Source organism: Paenarthrobacter sp. NPDC091669, from assembly GCF_044756725.1.
GTDB classification, from domain to species: domain Bacteria; phylum Actinomycetota; class Actinomycetes; order Actinomycetales; family Micrococcaceae; genus Arthrobacter; species Arthrobacter bambusae_C.
In genome coordinates, this window is sequence record NZ_JBIVTK010000003.1 from 364232 (window position 1) to 380931 (window position 16700).

At 63.9% G+C, this 16700-nt stretch carries 12 protein-coding genes; 5 read left to right on the forward strand and 7 right to left on the reverse strand.

Features of this window, described 5'->3' with window-relative positions:
- The first annotated feature begins 32 nt into the window (after positions 1–32).
- Positions 33–2549 (forward strand): DNA topoisomerase (ATP-hydrolyzing) subunit A, encoded by a 2517-nt coding sequence (locus ACIQLI_RS07045; RefSeq protein ID WP_400386522.1) that lies wholly within the window; start codon positions 33–35, stop codon positions 2547–2549.
- A 107-nt stretch (positions 2550–2656) separates the two neighbouring features.
- Here the strand turns inward: ACIQLI_RS07045 and ACIQLI_RS07050 are convergent, their stop codons facing one another.
- A complete protein-coding gene (locus ACIQLI_RS07050) occupies positions 2657–3040 on the reverse strand; it encodes a VOC family protein (RefSeq protein WP_354225563.1) in 384 nt (127 codons plus the stop codon).
- Between the two features lie 129 nt (positions 3041–3169).
- Here ACIQLI_RS07050 and ACIQLI_RS07055 point away from each other — a divergent pair, with 129 nt between their 5' ends.
- Positions 3170–3688: a DinB family protein gene (locus ACIQLI_RS07055; protein WP_354225561.1), complete on the forward strand. Its 519-nt coding sequence runs from the start codon at positions 3170–3172 to the stop codon at positions 3686–3688.
- Between the two features lie 3 nt (positions 3689–3691).
- Here ACIQLI_RS07055 and ACIQLI_RS07060 read toward each other — a convergent pair whose 3' ends face one another.
- From ACIQLI_RS07060 to ACIQLI_RS07075, 4 genes are read right to left on the reverse strand one after another with little or no spacing between them, the layout of a single operon-like run.
- The gene (locus tag ACIQLI_RS07060; protein ID WP_400386526.1) at positions 3692–4702 is read right to left on the reverse strand and encodes a GNAT family N-acetyltransferase; all 1011 of its coding nucleotides are present in this window, start codon (positions 4700–4702) and stop codon (positions 3692–3694) included.
- A gap of 9 nt (positions 4703–4711) precedes the next feature.
- Positions 4712–8140 carry a thiol reductant ABC exporter subunit CydD gene (gene cydD / locus ACIQLI_RS07065; protein WP_400386528.1) on the reverse strand — a complete coding sequence of 1143 codons (3429 nt, stop codon included), beginning with the start codon at positions 8138–8140 and terminating at the stop codon, positions 4712–4714.
- A 7-nt stretch (positions 8141–8147) separates the two neighbouring features.
- Entirely contained in the window at positions 8148–9227 is a 1080-nt protein-coding gene (gene cydB, locus ACIQLI_RS07070) for a cytochrome d ubiquinol oxidase subunit II (protein ID WP_400386531.1), read from the reverse strand.
- Positions 9228–9245: 18 nt separating this feature from the next.
- Positions 9246–10838, reverse strand: a complete 1593-nt coding sequence (locus ACIQLI_RS07075; protein WP_400386533.1) for a cytochrome ubiquinol oxidase subunit I — start codon at positions 10836–10838, stop codon at positions 9246–9248.
- A gap of 280 nt (positions 10839–11118) precedes the next feature.
- Between ACIQLI_RS07075 and ACIQLI_RS07080 the strand changes: the two genes are divergently transcribed.
- Positions 11119–11505, forward strand: a complete 387-nt coding sequence (locus ACIQLI_RS07080; RefSeq protein WP_011774471.1) for a BlaI/MecI/CopY family transcriptional regulator — start codon at positions 11119–11121, stop codon at positions 11503–11505.
- A 5-nt stretch (positions 11506–11510) separates the two neighbouring features.
- Positions 11511–12497: a M56 family metallopeptidase gene (locus tag ACIQLI_RS07085; protein ID WP_354225549.1), complete on the forward strand. Its 987-nt coding sequence runs from the start codon at positions 11511–11513 to the stop codon at positions 12495–12497.
- 33 nt (positions 12498–12530) lie between these two features.
- Here the strand turns inward: ACIQLI_RS07085 and ACIQLI_RS07090 are convergent, their stop codons facing one another.
- Entirely contained in the window at positions 12531–13118 is a 588-nt protein-coding gene (locus tag ACIQLI_RS07090) for a Chromate resistance protein ChrB (protein ID WP_400386537.1), read from the reverse strand.
- On the opposite strand from ACIQLI_RS07090, the gene ACIQLI_RS07095 reads away from it, so the two are divergent.
- Entirely contained in the window at positions 13102–14295 is a 1194-nt protein-coding gene (locus ACIQLI_RS07095) for an MFS transporter (protein WP_400386540.1), read from the forward strand. The two genes, ACIQLI_RS07090 and ACIQLI_RS07095, sit on opposite strands and share 17 nt — an antisense overlap.
- On the opposite strand, the gene ACIQLI_RS07100 is transcribed toward ACIQLI_RS07095, so the two are convergent.
- Positions 14292–16400: a type IIA DNA topoisomerase subunit B gene (locus tag ACIQLI_RS07100; protein WP_400386543.1), complete on the reverse strand. Its 2109-nt coding sequence runs from the start codon at positions 16398–16400 to the stop codon at positions 14292–14294. The genes ACIQLI_RS07095 and ACIQLI_RS07100 overlap by 4 nt on opposite strands.
- Positions 16401–16700: the final 300 nt, after the last annotated feature.

The following is a 16700-nucleotide window of genomic DNA, read 5'->3' on the forward strand; positions in this document are numbered from 1 at the left end:
CCGCAGTACAACTTCAAGGATTCACCGACCCCATGGCCCGCAGCCAAAAATCAGCACGGACAGCCGAACCCCTCGGCGATTTCACCGAGAACATCGTGGACATCGACGTCACTTCGGAGATGGAAGGCTCCTTCCTGGAGTACGCCTACTCAGTGATTTATTCGCGAGCGCTCCCGGACGCCCGCGACGGACTGAAGCCCGTTCAGCGGCGCATCCTGTACATGATGTCCGACATGGGCCTCCGCCCGGATCGCGGGCACGTTAAGAGTGCCCGGGTGGTGGGCGAAGTCATGGGCAAGCTCCACCCCCACGGCGACACCGCGATCTACGACGCCATGGTGCGCATGGCGCAGGACTTTTCCCTCCGCCTGCCACTGATCGATGGCCACGGGAACTTCGGATCGCTCGACGACGGACCGGCAGCACCGCGGTACACGGAGGCCCGCTTGGCGGCCGCCGCGCTGACCATGACGGACCACTTGGACGAAGACGTAGTGGACTTCGTCCCCAACTACGACAACCAACTGACCCAGCCGGATGTCCTCCCGGCAGCCTTCCCCAATCTGCTTGTTAATGGCACCACGGGCATCGCGGTGGGCATGGCAACGAACATGCCTCCGCACAACCTCGTCGAGGTCATCGCTGCTGCACGCCACCTGATCGCCAACCCGGGTGCCACGCTGGAGGACATCATGAGGTTCATCCCGGGTCCCGACCTTCCCACAGGAGGCCGGATTGTTGGGTTGGACGGAATCCGTGACGCCTACGCCACGGGCCGCGGTTCCTTCAAGACCCGCGCCAAGGTTGAGGTGGAACAGTTGTCCGCCCGCCGGACGGGCCTGGTGGTCACTGAACTGCCCTACATGGTGGGCCCGGAAAAGGTGATCGAGAAGATCAAGGATGCCGTCAACGCCAAGAAGCTGACAGGCATCAGCGATGTCGTGGATCTGACGGACCGCAACCACGGCCTTCGCCTGGTCATCGAGCTCAAGAACGGGTTTAATCCCAACGCTGTCCTCCAGCAGCTGTACCGCTACTCACCCATGGAAGATTCCTTCGGGATCAACAACGTCACGTTGGTGGACGGTCAGCCGCAGACGCTGGGGCTCCTGCAGTTGTTGCAGGTGTACGTCGAGCACCGGCTGACGGTGGTGCGCCGCCGTATGTCCTTCCGCCTGGGCAAGAAGAAGGACCGCCTCCACTTGGTGGAGGGCCTGCTGATCGCGATCGTTGACATCGACGAAGTCATCCAGATCATCCGTTCCTCCGACGAGGCCTCTGCCGCCCGCGAGCGGTTGATGTCCATCTACGACCTCACCGAGATCCAGGCCAACTACATCCTGGAACTGCGCCTGCGGCAGCTGACCAAGTATTCCCGGCTTGAACTGGAAAAGGAACAGGACGAGCTCCGCCGGGAAATTGAGGCACTTGAGGCCATCTTGGCCTCCGATGAGTTGCTCCGCGACCTGGTCTCCGGCGAGTTGGCCGTAGTCGCGGAGAAGTACGGAACACCCCGGCGCACGGTGTTGCTGGAATCCGAAGCCGTCTCCCCCACCGTGGCTGCAGCCCTCGCAGCCTCCACTCCCGGTCCCAAGGGCAAGGCCGCGGCGCTGCCCCTGGAGATTCCTGATGACCCCTGCTGGGCCCTGCTCAGCACCTCAGGACAGATCGCCAGGACGTCCAACCAGGAGCCGCTGGCCGAAGCTGGGCCGCGGGCCAAGCACGATGTCTTCCGCTCAGTGGTCAAGACCACTGCACGGGGCGAGATCGGCGCGGTGACATCCCAAGGCCGCATGCTGCGCCTGCAGGTCATGGACATGCCCGTCCTCCCCCCGATGTCCGGTCTTCCCAACCTTGCCGGCGGCGTCCCGGCGAAGGACTTCATCACCTTGGTCAAGGGCGAGACGCTGGTGGCGTTCGTTCCCCTGGATGCCATCCTCGCCATCGGCACCGTCCAGGGCATCGTCAAGCGGGTTCAACCCGACTATCCGTTGAACCGTGAGGACTGGGAAATCATCGCGCTGAAGGACAAGGATTCGGTCCTCGCCGTGGAACCGGCACAGGAGGACGACGTCGATCTCGTCTTCGTGACGCGACAGGCACAATTGCTGCGGTTCAGTGCCTCCATCGTCCGGCCGCAGGGCCGCACGGCGGGCGGTATGGCCGGCATCAAGCTGGCCGCCGGTGATGAAGTGATCCACTTCGGAACCGTACGCGCCAACGATCCCGCCGCCGTCGTCGTTACCATTGCCGGTACCAACGGCGCCTTGCCGGGCACGGCACCCGGAACGGCGAAGGTGACGGCTTTCGAGGAGTATCCCGCGAAGGGCCGGGCAACCGGCGGCGTGCGGGTCCACCGCTTCCTCAAGGGCGAGGACACCCTGTTGCTGGCTTGGGCGGGACATGGCCCGGCCAAGGCGTCTTCGGCAGCCGGCGTTGCGCGGGCACTCCCCCACGAACATGGTCGCAGGGATGGATCCGGCGTGCCGCTGTCCCAGCCAGTGGAAGCCATCGGCCCGAGCATGGCGTGGCCTGACGCCGCAGAATAACTGAGCTTGGCGGGACGCTGCAGCAAGACCGTTGAACAGCATGGCAAAGGCCGGGGGTCCAGACCCCCGGCCTTTGTGCTGCGGTGGCCGTGAAGCCACCGCGTGGGCTAGCCGGTTTGGTTGATGCTCAGTATGTTTCCCTCACTGTCGAGGAACCATGCTGCGGCGCTTCCATCCGGCATCGTGGCGATGCCGTCTTCTGTCTTCAGGCCGGGGAAGTCGTAGTCTTCGAACTCAACTCCGTTGCCGCGCAATTCCTGCACCGTGGCCCTGACATCGCTGACAGTCCAGCCCATCTGGGTGTTCTTCGCAGTTCCTGCATTGGACGTTTGATAGACAAAGAATCCGGTTCCGTCGCCACACCTGTACTGGAGGTTGTCGTCGTCGTCCGGATTTTCGGGTTCCAGTCCGAGTTTTTCGCTGTAGTACGCGCGTGCCCGGGCTATGTCCTGTGCCGGTAGGACGGCACCAACCTGCTGATCCTTGAGCATTGTTTTCTCTTTCCGGCTCTCCCCCCGGAACGAACTTTACTCTTGGGAGGGTCCGTAAGTAATTGGAAAACGACACCATATTTCATGGGCCGCACCAGGGTATGGGCCGGTTGAGCTTAGACTGGCCGCATGCCGATCATCCCCGATGAAAAAGACTGGACCTGGGTGCTCTCGAAGCCCTGCCCCGAGTGCGGTTTCGACCCCGCGACCGTGACTCCTTCCACGGTGCCCGGCACCATACTGAACATGCTTCCCCGGTGGCGGGCGGTGCTTCGACGGGAGGATGCGGCCACACGTCCCAACGACCACACGTGGTCCACCCTTGAGTATGCCTGCCACGTCCGGGACGTTTTCAGCCTCTTCGACCAGCGTCTGAACCTGATGCTGGCGGAGGACGACGCCCGGTTCGACAATTGGGACCAGGACCAGGCCGCGATCGACGGCGAGTACGGTTCCGCGGACCCGCGGACGGTGGCCGACGAACTGGAGTCAGAGGGTACCGGGATTGCCGGGTCCTTCGCCCGGGTCACCGAGGATGATTGGCCACGCACCGGCACGCGGAGCAATGGCTCCTCCTTTACCGTGCTGACGTTCTCCCAGTATTTCCTCCACGATGTGGTCCATCATCTTCACGATGTGGACGGCTAGAAACTAGAGCATCTTCTCCCACGTCATACTGCGGTTTACCGGCGCATAGCCCATCCGAAGGTAAAGCTCCAGCGCACCGGTGGGGTTGGCTGAATCCACATCCAGTGACGCCACCTGCATCCCGGCATCGGTGTACCGGCGCATGGCATCCGCCAGCAGCAGTTGTGCAATCCCACGGCCCCTATAGCCGCGCCGTACGCCCAGCAGCTCCGTATAGCCCTCCGTGAAACCGCGGTCGGCTGCGGAGTCGGGATCGAAGCTGCTCAGCTGGTATCCGGCCACCTCCCCTGTCCCTGAGTCGAGAACCACTGCGCTGAGATCATGCCGCGCCGTGGGTTCCTCGATGGTGAAGCGCCAGGACTCTTCGTCCCTGGGTTCGCTCCCCCAGTGGTCCCTGAAAGCATCGTTGTGCGCTTGCCGTACGGGTTCAAAGAGCGATGGATCCAGGCTCCTGAGCTCAAGTCCTGCATCCAGGACAACCTCCGGCAATCGTTGGGAAAGGGGCCGGTGCATCTCATTGAACCAGCGCACGGCAGCATACCCATGCCCCATCAGGAGCCTCGCCTGGTGTTCGTGCTGCTCTTCTGTCTGGATGCGGAGCCGCGGCGGCGCGTCGGTGTGCCCGGCAGCCTGATCCGCGTCGAACCGCCTGCGCACCTGCTCTTCCTGCCACACCAGGACTGCGGAGCCGATCCCGCGTTGCTGCCAGTCGGGATCAACGCACGCCATTCCGGTGGCTTTGTCGCCCTCGGGATTCTTGGCGATCCGACCGTAGGCACGGGCCACGCCGTCGGAGTCCACGCCCAGCAGCGTGCTCGTTTCCGCCGGGTTTTTAGTGGAATCCAGAAGGTGGACCAGGTCGCCGCGCTTCTCGAACCAGACGGGATGTTCGACGGCGGCAGTCCGGGCTATCAGGGCCGCCCAGTTGTCGAGGTCCTCCATGGTGGCGGGCCGCCACTGCAGGCCGGTGATGGCGGCATCGGGCACGGCAGGGCTTGCGGCGTTGAAAGGCATGCCAACAGGCTACTGAGGGGTACGCTTTCCCACCAGTTCCGGCGCGCCCGTGCGTTGAATTGCCGCAGGCTGGGCCGCGGGCAGTTCCAGCCGCGCATCTCCCGGATCAATGTCGTCAGGATTGTGCGTCACCAGGACAACCGTGACGTCCTTGAGGCCTTGGCGAAGAATGGCCATCATTTCCCGTGCAGAACCGGAATCCAGATGGGCAGTGGGCTCGTCGAGCAGCAGTACCGACGCTCCGGTCAAGAGGGTCCTGGCCATGGCCAGCCGCTGCCGTTCACCTCCGCTGAGGAACGAGCCGCCGGGCCCGATCCTGGCATCAAGACCGTCCGGCAAGGCGTCCACCACTACATCAAGTCCGACGTCGGCCAGTGCCTTGTGCATCTCGGCCTCGCTGGGCTTCGCCGCGGCCGGGCGGCTGAGCATGAGGTTCCCACGGATGGTGGAGTCGAACAGGTGCGCTTCCTGGGGGCACCAGGCCGCAGTGCCCGTCAGTTTCGCTGTTCCCCGGGTAAGCGGCAGGAAGCCCAGCAGCACGGACAGCAGCGTGGTCTTTCCGGCGCCCGAGGGTCCTGTCACCGCGAGCCAGCGGCCGGGTCCGGCTTCTGCGGTGACCCCGGCGAAGGCATCGGGACCCCCGGGCCACGCAGCCGCCGCACCCTTCAATTCAAGCCCCGCTTTACCGTCACGGTCCGGCAGTGGCCGTGGGCCGCCGTCGAGCTCTGTGCGCGTTGCCTCGGAAAGACGCGTTGCCTCGGAAAGATCGGCGGCAGGAGCGTCCAAGGCCCCGGACGCAGCAACCCGGCCCAGGACGGCCGCGAGCGCCGGAGCCTGGCGCACCGCGGAAACGATGCCGCCGAAGGCATCCACCAGAGCCAGCTGCATCAGGACGATCACAGCCACGAGTTCAGGTGGAACCGCACCGTTGTCAACCGAAGGAGCGCTGAGGACGCCTGCCCACAAGGATGCCAGCGAGCAGGCCAGGACGATCACGGCCTGGCCGAGGCCTTCAGCCCAAGCCGAGCGCTGGGCAGAGACGGTGGCGGCGCGGTCTTTGGTTCGCAGATCCTTGAGGACCGGCTCGGCTACTGCGTTGGCCGTCAGTTCTGCCCGGGCGTCCAGGGCTGCTGCCACGCCGTGGAGTACCACGGAGCGCATGTGCTGTTCTGCCTTGGCAGCGTTCCGGTCGGCCAGCACGGCAAGGAGAGGGGCAATGGCAAGTCCCACCACGGATGCCAGCACCACAGCGGGCAAGGCGGCGGGCAGGACGATGGCGGTGGCTGCGATCGCCGCTGCGCCCACGCCCACTGCGGTGACGGGTGGCAGCGCAACCCTTGGCAGAAGGTCCCGGAGGGTGTCGACGTCGTCCACGATTGCGCCCAACACGTTGCCGCCCTGGAGAAGGCGCCTCAATGACAGTGCCCTGCGGCTCAGTGTCCCCCACAGTGCTCCGCGGAGGCGGGTCATGGCGGCGAAGACGGCGTCGTGGGTCAGGAGCCGCTCACAGTAGCGCAGGACTGCCCTGCCGATTCCGAAGAATCTGACGCCCACAATCGCACCAAGCAAGTAGAGGATGGGCGGTTGTTCGCTCGCCCTGATGATCAGCCACCCGGACAAACCGGACAGTGCCACCGCGAACAGGGCAGCCAGGACGGCCACGGTGCCGGCTGCGACGAACTTCCACTGCACGGGCTTGAGGATCCCCATCAGGCGCTTCAGGCTGCCGGTCTTTGGGGTGCGCTGGGCACAATCATCGGTCATGGATGTTTGGCGAAGTTCGCCGGCGGCAGTTCCCGGAGTGTCACCTGAGGTCACGGATGGAACCATGGGCGCATTATGGAAGCGTTTGTATCCCACGGGCACCACGTGGTCCGCGAGCGCACGGGTTGCGGCGTCGTGGGCCACCAGGATGACCGTTACGTTGCCTCGCAGTGACTCGATGGCGTCGCGGACCACGCCGGCTGAGTAGGGGTCCAAGTGTGCGGTGGGCTCGTCGAGCAGCAGGACGGTGGCCCCTGCTTCCACCCGTGCCAGTCCGCGGGCGAGCGCAACACGGCGCAGTTCGCCGGGGCTCAGTTCAGCCGGGTTCTTCGCAGCCAGGTGCGCAGCCTTTGATTTCGACAGAACACGTGTAACGGCTTGGGCAGCATCTCCGTTGTACCCGTCAAGATACAGGGACACCTCTTCCTGGACGGTCTCTGTTGCCATGGCGGGGTGTTGCGGCACCCATGCCACGGCACCCTTCCCGGTTCCAATGACGGTTCCCGTCACGACTGCTCCCGGCCCTGGTCCGATCAGTCCGGCAAGGACACCCAGGACGGTGCTCTTCCCGGCGCCACTGTCGCCGTCGAGGGCTGTAATGCTGCCCTGCGGGGCGGTAAAGCCAAGGGGCCCGACGGCGGCCGTGGACCTCCCGCGATAGGTCACCGACAACCCGTCCACCACAACGCCGGACGGCGTGCTGTTGGAGCATTCTTGGTCCGGCAGCGCTTGGTGCGCGGGGGCATCCAGTACAGCATTGGTGGTTTCCAAGGCGGCCCTGCCGTTGTCGCTGGCGTGGTGGGCAGTACCCAGCTCCCGCAGGGGGAGGTAGCAGTCCGGCGCCAGGATGAGGGCCAGGAGTCCGGCTTCCAGGGCCATGTCGCCGCCCACAAGCCTGACGCCGATGAACACAGCAACAACGGCAACGGAGATGGTGGCAATGAGTTCGAGCGCCAACGCTGACAGGAAGGCTGTGCGGAGGGTTCCCATGGTCCGGCTCCGGTACTGCTCCGAAATGTCTTCCAAGGCTGCGCGTTGTTCGGTGGCACGGCCCAGGCCCACCAGCACCGGAAGTCCCTTGGCCAGTTCCAGGATGTGGCCGGAGAGCTTCCGGAGGGTTGTCTGGGCGTCCCTGACGTTGTCCTCGGTGTGCCTGCCTATCAGGACCATGAACAACGGCACCAATGGAACGGTCAGGACGATCACTACCGCGCTGACCCAGTCGGCAAAGAGAATCCTGGCCCCGATCAACAGCGGTACCGTGGCGCAATTGACCAAGGCGGGCAGGTACTGGGTGTAGTAGTCGTCCAGCGCATCCAGGCCACGCGTCGCCAGGATCGCCAGGCCGCCGTCGTTCATTCCTTCTACCGGGGATGAAACACGGCCGGCCAGTGAGCGCCGCAGCAGCTGCGCCCGCAACTCCTCCTTAACGCCCAGGGCCGCCCGCCTGGAGGCGATGCCCTGGCCCCAGACGGTGAGTGACCGCAGGACTGCTCCCACAGCGCCCCAGACAAGTCCGCTGTTCCAGTCCCCAGTCCCGGAGGCGAGCCCTGCCAGCATCCCTGCCACGGCCTGGGCCATGAGCACCAGGGAGAGCGCCTTGAGGGCGGACAGCAGCCCAATGAGATAAAGCGCGGATCGGGTGGCCGGGCCGGAGGGGAAGACGGGCTTCATGGGGCGTTTAGCCTTCCTTGGTGCTGGCGGCTGACTGGCTGTCCTTGGAGATCAGGACCTTGGCAGCAATCGCGGGAAGGAAACCGTGCGCTTCAGGGATGTGCGCCGCGCTGACGCGCCGGCGGAACACCCAGTAGGTCCAGGACTGGTAGGCGATCACCAAAGGCAGTCCTACGGCTGCCACAATGCTCATCAGCCCCAGTGTGTAGTCCGAGGATGAGGCATTGGAAATGGTCAGGTTGAACGCTGGATCAAGGGTGGAAGGAATCACTACGGGGAAGGCTGCCCCGAAGATTGAAGCGGTGGCGCACACAATGAACCCACCCAGGGCGCCGAAGGCGCGTCCCTCTGCCCCCGCCCGGGCCAACGTCCAGGCCAGGACGACAGCTACGACTCCGGCCGCAACCAAGGCCCAGGTCCACGGCTTACCGCTGAGGAATTGTACTGACACCATCCAGCCGAACATCGGCGACACCGCGAACGGCACCAACCGCACAAACCAGCGGCGGGCACGGTGCCGCACATCGCCGTCGGTCTTCAGGGCCAGGAAGGCAAGGGCATGGACCAGAGCGAAGGCCACCACACCGAAACCGCCCAGCAGCGCATAGCCACTGAACCAGGACATCGGGCCGCCGCTGCGGTCTCCGTTGGCGTTCAACGGAAGGCCGGTGGTGGTCAGCGCCAGGGCGGCACCGATGCCGAAGGCTGCGACGAAGGATCCGACGGCGATCGCCCAGTCCCAGCGGTTCCGCCAGCGCTCTGAGTCCACTTTGCCGCGGTATTCGAAGGCGACGGCCCGGAAGATCAGCGCGGCCAGGACTGCCAGGAGCGGGAGGTAGAGGGCGGAGAACAGCGAGGCGTACCAGAGCGGGAAGGCCGCGAACGTGGCTCCGGCCGCAGTGAGCAGCCATACCTCGTTGCCGTCCCACACGGGGCCGATGGTGTTGAGCAGCACACGGCGGTCAGTGTTGTTCCGGGCAAACAGCTTCATGAGCATGCCGACGCCCAGGTCAAAGCCCTCCAGGAAGAGGTAACCCGTCCACAGCACCGCGATGGCCACAAACCAGATGGTTGGCAACAGTTCCATTGTCAGTTTCCCCTGTTTCTAGTAGGCGAATGCCAGGACGTCGTCGCCGGACTTGTCCGGACCGACGCCGTTCTTGTCGTCGTCGTCCGTGTCCTTGGCCGGGTGGGCCAGCTCCGGCATTGCAGAGGCCACGCCGCCGCGGATGTACTTGACCAGGAGCTTCACTTCGACCACCAGCAATATGGCGTATATGGCGGTGAGGACCACCAGCGAGGTCAGAAGCTCACCGGCACTGACCCCCGGCGACACGGCGGCAGCAGTAAACATAAACACTTGGTCGATGCCGTTCATATCCGGGTTGGGCGCCACCACGAACGGCTGCCGGCCCATTTCAGTGAAGATCCAGCCCGCGGCGTTGGCGCCGAAGGGTGCGAGGATGCCGAAGACGGCGAGGCGCATGAGCCACTTCGATTGCGGGACTACGCCCTTGCGGGTGACCCAGAGAGCCAGCAGGGCGGCAAAAGCTGCGATCCCACCGAAGCCGATCATCATGCGGAAGCCCCAGTAGGTCACCTCCATCACGGGCACGTACTGGATTTCCTGCCCGGCACGGTCGCCGTAGAGCGGGTTGTCCGGGAGGTGGGTTCCGTACTTTTCCTTGTACTCGCCCAGCAGGCTGTTGACACCCTTCACTTCGGTAGTGAAGTCCCCCTTGGCCAGGAAGGAGAGGATGCCGGGTACTTCGATCACGGCAACGATGTCATCGCAGTTGGTGGCGCCGAGGTTACCGACGCTCAGGACCGAGAAGCCCGTGCCGTCGTGGCAGGCGGCTTCAGCGGCAGCCATTTTCATGGGCTGTTGTTCAAACATCAGCTTGCCCTGCAGGTCGCCCGTGATGGCGGTGCCGGCGAAGGAAATCATGGCAACAACGGCACCGATCCGGAGGCTCTTCATCCACACGGTGTAGTCGGACGTGTCCCGGCCCGGGATCGCGGCTTCCCCGGGAACCAGCTTGCCGTCCTTGCCCACCACGTCAATGCCGTCATGCCGGCGACGCCACAAGTGGTACCAGGCGATGCCCAGGAGGAACGCGCCGGCAACAGCCAACGCACCGAACAGCGTGTGCGGTACAGCCACCAGGGCCGTGTTGTTGGTGAAGACTGCCCAGGCGTCGGTCATCACGGGCCGCCCGTCCACCATCTCCACCCCGACAGGGTGCTGCATCCAGGAGTTCGCCACGATGATGAAGTAGGCGGAGAAGACCGAACCAATCACGGCGATCCACAGACAGGCCAGGTGCACGCCGCGCTTGAGTTGCTTCCATCCGAAGATCCACAGCCCCAGGAACGTTGATTCAACAAAGAAGGCCAGCAGGGCCTCGAGTGCCAGCGGCGCGCCGAACACATCACCGACGAACCGGCTGTACTCGCTCCATGCCATACCGAACTGGAATTCCTGCACGATGCCCGTGGCCACGCCCATGATGAAGTTGATGAGGAAGAGCTTTCCCCAGAACTTGGTCATCCGCAGGTATTCGGGCTTGCCCGTGCGGTACCAAATGGTCTGCATGATGGCCACCACCAGCCCCAGACCGATGGTGAGGGGCACCATCATGAAGTGGTAGACGGTAGTGATACCGAATTGCCAGCGTGCGATTTCCAAGGCGTCCATGGCTGTCCTTTGTACGGCGGACCGAAGTACGATGACGTTACTTCTACGTAGCGTAGAAAACTTCTCTTCTACACAGTGTAGAACAAATGGCGGGCGACGAAACCCATTCTTCAAGTGGCGTAACCCACGCGCAAGGGCTCCCCGGCGGCCGCGGCGCGCCGATAGTTCTACCTCACGTAGAATGAAGAGCTGAAAAGCGGTAGATTTATGGTGGAATGTTGGATCATCGCTCCCGACAGCAGTCACCCTGCACCGGGAAGCGGAAGGTAGGGACGTATAGATGGCAAGTCTTGGGGAACTGGAACGGGCAGTCATGGATCTGCTCTGGGCAGGCCAGGAGGCTGCAACTGCCAATACCCTGCGCGATCTCCTGGCGCAGGACTCCGAGGCCGGAGACGGCACTGCGGGACATCAAGGCAAGGATCTGGCTGTAACCACGGTGCTGACCGTGCTGTCACGCCTGGAAAAGAAGGGGCTGGTGGAGCGTGAGCGCGGTACCCGTCCGCACCGCTACCAAGCTGTTTCCAGCCGCGCTGACCACACCGCCGAACTGATGCACGAAGTCCTGGGCTCCGCTCCGGACCGCGAGGCCGTTCTGGCCCGCTTCATTGGTTCCGTCACCGAAAGTGAAGCCGCTACCCTGCGCAAACTGCTCGGCTACAATTAGCCACTATGTTCTGGACCTCATACCTGCTTGCGGTCCTGGCATTGATTTTGGCATGGCCGGTGCCCGTCCTGCTGTCCCGCGCCCAGTGGCCGGCACGCTCGCCGTTCACGGCCATGGTCCTGTGGCAGGCGATCGCCCTTGCTGGTGGACTGTCCATGATCGGCGCCATGCTGGTCTACGGGCTGGAGCCCATCGGAGACAACCTCATAGCCGGTCTCAAGAGCCTGGCCGGCATGGTCTTCAACAACGAGCCCACCACAGCGTTGGGCTTTTGGCACCTCTTCGCACTGTCCGCGGCGGCGCTGTTGACCGCGCACCTGGTTTTCACCCTGCTGCTGACCTATTACAAAATTGAGCGCCAGCGGCGGCGGCACCGCGAACTGCTGGCTTTGCTCGCCTCACCGTCCGACGACGGTCCCGGCACCGTAGTCATCAACCACGACTCCCCCGTGGCGTACTGCCTCCCCGGCGGCGCCCGCTCCGTCACAGTGCTCTCCGATGGCCTGATGGCAGCCCTGGAGCCGGCTGAACTCAGGGCCGTCCTCATTCACGAGAACGCCCACCTGTCCCAGCGCCACGATCTCCTGCTGTGGGCCTTCGCAGCCTGGCGCCAAGCCCTGCCGTGGTTCCCCACTACACGACTGGCCCAGACGGCGGTGAACTCCCTGATCGAGATGCTGGCGGATGACGTCGCTTTGCGGACCGAAAGCAAAGGCACCCTGATCAAGGCCATCGCGATCGTCGCCAGCGGAACCTCCCAACCCGCCATCGGTACCGGGGCACTCAACGCCGGCGGCGCCGTGGTGGAAGGCAATGCCGTCAGCGCCACCGGGGGTGCGGACTCACCACGCACGACGGCGTCACGCGTCAGCCGCCTCCTCTCACCCCAGCCTCCACTCACCAAGGGCCTGCGCATCCTTGTCCTGGTGGTATCGGCCTTGCTGCTGGCAGTGCCGACCGCGCTGTTGATTGTGCCCGGACTCTTGGGCTGAACGGCACAACGGGCCAGGCGGCGAACGCGGAGGCTACTCCGGCAGCGTGGCCTCGTACACCAGGGATGCGTAGCCTTCCAGCGCTTCCGCGCAGCGAGCCAGGCGGGCGGCAGCTTCCCCGGCCTGCGGCAGGTGCAAGACATCACGCGACTTCAACTCCCGGTACCAGCGCCGTAAGCGCTCTAGGCTTTGCTCCTCTTCCTCAAGTTCGGCGAACGTGAATTTGCGCCGCGAAATTTCCTTGGCTATCTCCTGCTCAAACTTGCCACAATCAGCGGTAAATTCCGCCCATCCCTCCAGCCGGGCAGCTTCGAAAGCGCTGCGGAAAGTCGCTGCGCCGCCCTCGCGCGGCGCAGCGTCCACCAAGGTCCACGACCCACCTCCCTTGGCCACCAGCGCCCCGGTCTTCTTCAAACCTTCGTCAAAGGCCGGGTGGGCGGGGAGCACCCAGGTCCCGGGCGACAAGGGAACGGCCCCCATGCGCCGCAGCTCCCGCCAGACAGCCACACGGTGACGGGATGGCTGGGAAGGAAGCTGGACCAAAATGAGTAACCATCGATCTTCAATCACAAAGATGAATGTAGCAGCTGTTACATTGTGAAGCGTGAATCCCAGTGACACCGCCCCCTTCCCCCACCAAACTACACAGCGTTGGCCGCTCTACGCTGCGGGATTCACCACTGCCTTTGGCGCGCACGCTGTGGCTGCCGGACTGGGGGCCGAAAGCGCGGACATTGGATTAAGCCTGTTGGCCCTGGGCATCCTGCTGGCCTTGTACGACATCGCCGAAGTGTTCCTGAAGCCGGTGTTTGGCGCGTTGAGTGACCGCATCGGGCCAAAACCGGTCATCGTGGGCGGGCTCTTGGCCTTCTCCGCAGCCTCACTGATCGGATTGTGGGCCGAGCAGCCTGCCATGCTCGCCGCGGCACGACTGGGGCAAGGCATGGCGGCCTCGGCTTTCTCACCGGCATCATCGGCCGGCGTGGCCCGCCTCGCGGGAAGTAACACCGGACGGTACTTCGGACGATACGGTTCCTGGAAGGGGCTCGGCTACGCGATAGGACCTCTCCTGGGGGCTGTTGCCATCATCAGTGGCGGGTTTACGCTCCTGTTTGGGATACTGTCCGCCCTCGGCCTCATTGTTGCCGCGTGGGCTGCGGTTGCGGTGCCACGGTTGGCTCCCCTGCCCCGCCCCCTATACACCATTGTGGATGTATGGCGCCAGAGCACCGAGAGATCATTCCTGGGACCCACACTGGTCCTTGCTGCGGCCACCGGAGCCCTGGGCGCAGCCGTCGGCTTCCTTCCTGCCATGGCGGCACGCGAAGGCCTGGGAACGGCAGGAAGCGTGGCAGTTGTTACAGTCTTGGCCCTGGCGTCGTCGCTGATACAACCACGTATCGGCTGGCTGCGGGACCAAGGCCTCCTCGCCGACAAGCCAGGCATGGTGGCAGGCTTGCTCTGCATCGCGGGGGGCACACTGATGGCAGGGCTTCTCCCCGGAGCGGCTTGGATCTACTTCGCCGCCGTCCTGATCGGCGCAGGGATAGGCATGTCCACCCCCTTGGCTTTTGCGCACCTGGCAGACTCGACCCCCTCCGAACGGCTGGGCAGAACCATGGGATCAGCCGAGCTGGGACGCGAACTCGGAGATGCCGGGGGTCCATTGCTGGTGGGCGGCATCGCCGTGGCGGTCGGACTTCCCTGGGGCTTGGGAGCCTTGGCACTGCTGGTGGGGCTGACAGCATTCGCCGCGCCTGGAACCAAGGAAACATCGGCTCCGCCCACCAGCGGCTAAGCGTCGATGCGTTCCCGGTCCAGTGTGGCGGCGCCGGCGATGATGAACTCCTTGCGGGGCGCTACATCCGAGCCCATGAGAAGGTCAAAGACCTCTTCCGCGCGCTGGGCGCTGTCGATGCCAACCTTCCGCAAGGTCCGGTGCCGTGGATCCATGGTGGTCTCTGCCAGTTGCTGGGCGTCCATTTCGCCCAGGCCCTTGTATCGCTGGATGGGCTCTTTGTAGCGTTTGCCTTCCTTGGCGAGGTTCGCCAGGAGGACATGAAGCTCCGCCTCAGAGTAGGTGTAGATCATCTCGTTGGCCTTCTGGCCGGGGTTGATCACTTCCACCCGGTGAAGTGGCGGAACTGCCGCAAACACGCGGCCCGCTTCCACCATGGGGCGCATGTAGCGGAAGAACAGGGTCAGCAGCAAGGTCCGGATATGCGCGCCGTCCACGTCGGCGTCCGTCATGAGAATGACCTTGCCGTAACGGGCTGCCTCAATATCGAAGCTGCGACCCGAGCCGGCCCCTACCACCTGAATAAGCGCCGCGCACTCGGCGTTGGAGAGCATGTCGCCCACAGAAGCTTTTTGGACGTTCAGGATTTTTCCGCGGATGGGCAGCAGGGCCTGGAAATCGGAAGACCTGGCGAGCTTGGCTGTACCCAGGGCAGAGTCACCTTCAACGATGAACAGCTCGGAACGGGCAACATCGTCCGTGCGGCAATCGGCCAGCTTGGTGGGCATCGAGGAGGTTTCCAACGCATTCTTGCGACGCTGCGTTTCCTTATGAACACGCGCCGAGATGCGCGACTTCATCTCGCTGACCATCTTTTCCAGAAGCAGCGCCGACTGAGCCTTGTCGTTGCGGTTGGCCGAGTTCAACCGGCCAGTGATCTCCTTTTCCACCACTTTGGCCACAATGGCGCGTACAGCCGACGTGCCCAGGATCTCCTTGGTCTGACCCTCGAACTGCGGCTCCGCCAGCCGGACAGTCAACACAGCGGTAAGCCCGGCGAGAATGTCATCCTTCTCGATTTTGTCGTTGCCGGCCTTGAGCTTGCGGGCATTCGTTTCCACTACCTTGCGGAAGGTCTTCAGCAGCGCCGCCTCGAAGCCCGACTGGTGGGTGCCGCCCTTGGGAGTGGCGATGATGTTGACGAAGCTGCGCATGGTGGTTTCGTAGCCGATGCCCCAGCGCAGGGCAATATCGACCTCACAATCGCGTTCGACTTCGGCGATCTTGCTGTGACCCTTGTCGTCCAGCACGGGGACGGTTTCCTTGAACTTTCCGGAGCCGTGGAGTCGCCAAACATCCGTCACCCCGGCATCTGCAGCCAGGAACTCGACGAATTCCGAGATGCCGCCGTCATGATGGAACACTTCCTCATGTGCACCGTTCTCGCCCGGAGTTCCGGGGAGCTTGCGTTCATCCCGGACCGTAATCTTCAGCCCGGGCACAAGGAACGAGGTCTGGCGGGCCCTTGCAGCGAGGTCATCGTAGGAGAACTTCGCATCAGGCGTGAAAATTTGCCGGTCCGCCCAGTAGCGGACCCGGGTTCCCGTCACGCCGCGCTTCGCCTTGCCCACTACGTCCAGAACGGAGTTCTCAACGAACGGCTCAAACGGAGCGTCGGGGCCAGGCTTGGAACCCGAATCCACGAACCTGCCGGGCTCACCCCGACGGAAGGACATTTGGTAAGTCTTGCTGCCGCGATCCACCTGAACGTCCAGACGGCTGGACAGCGCATTGACCACAGAAGCGCCAACACCATGCAGACCGCCGGAGGCCGTATAGGAACCGCCGCCGAACTTGCCGCCCGCGTGCAGCTTGGTGAAGACGACCTCGACGCCGGACAGGCCGGTCTTGGGTTCAACGTCCACGGGGATGCCACGGCCGTCGTCATGGATTTCCACCGAGTTGTCGGCGTGCAGGATCACCTTGATGTCGTGGCCGAAGCCCGCCAAGGCTTCGTCGACGGCGTTGTCGATGATTTCCCACAGGCAGTGCATAAGTCCACGGGAGTCGGTGGAACCGATGTACATGCCCGGGCGTTTGCGGACGGCTTCCAGGCCTTCAAGGACAGACAGGTGCCGGGCGTTGTATTCAGAACTCGGTGCCACTCGCGGTGTGCTCCTTCGGGGTATATCTCAAGGTGAATCTTGGGGTGCTTCCCAGCCGTCCAGTTGCTGCTCATTGCTGCTAGCAGCTGCTACTAGCCGGTAATCGCTGGGAACTCAGGGCAAACACTGCCCATACTAGGCTAGCCCCGACCGCCCGGTGGCACTGGTTGCCACTCCCGGTGGGGGCCAAGCTGCGTGGTTACGTTACGCACATGTGATACGCGGACAGCGAAAGTGACCCATCCTTGCCATGGATCTGCGTCGAATGCTGGTTATATGGATGTACGGAACTACTAAGGA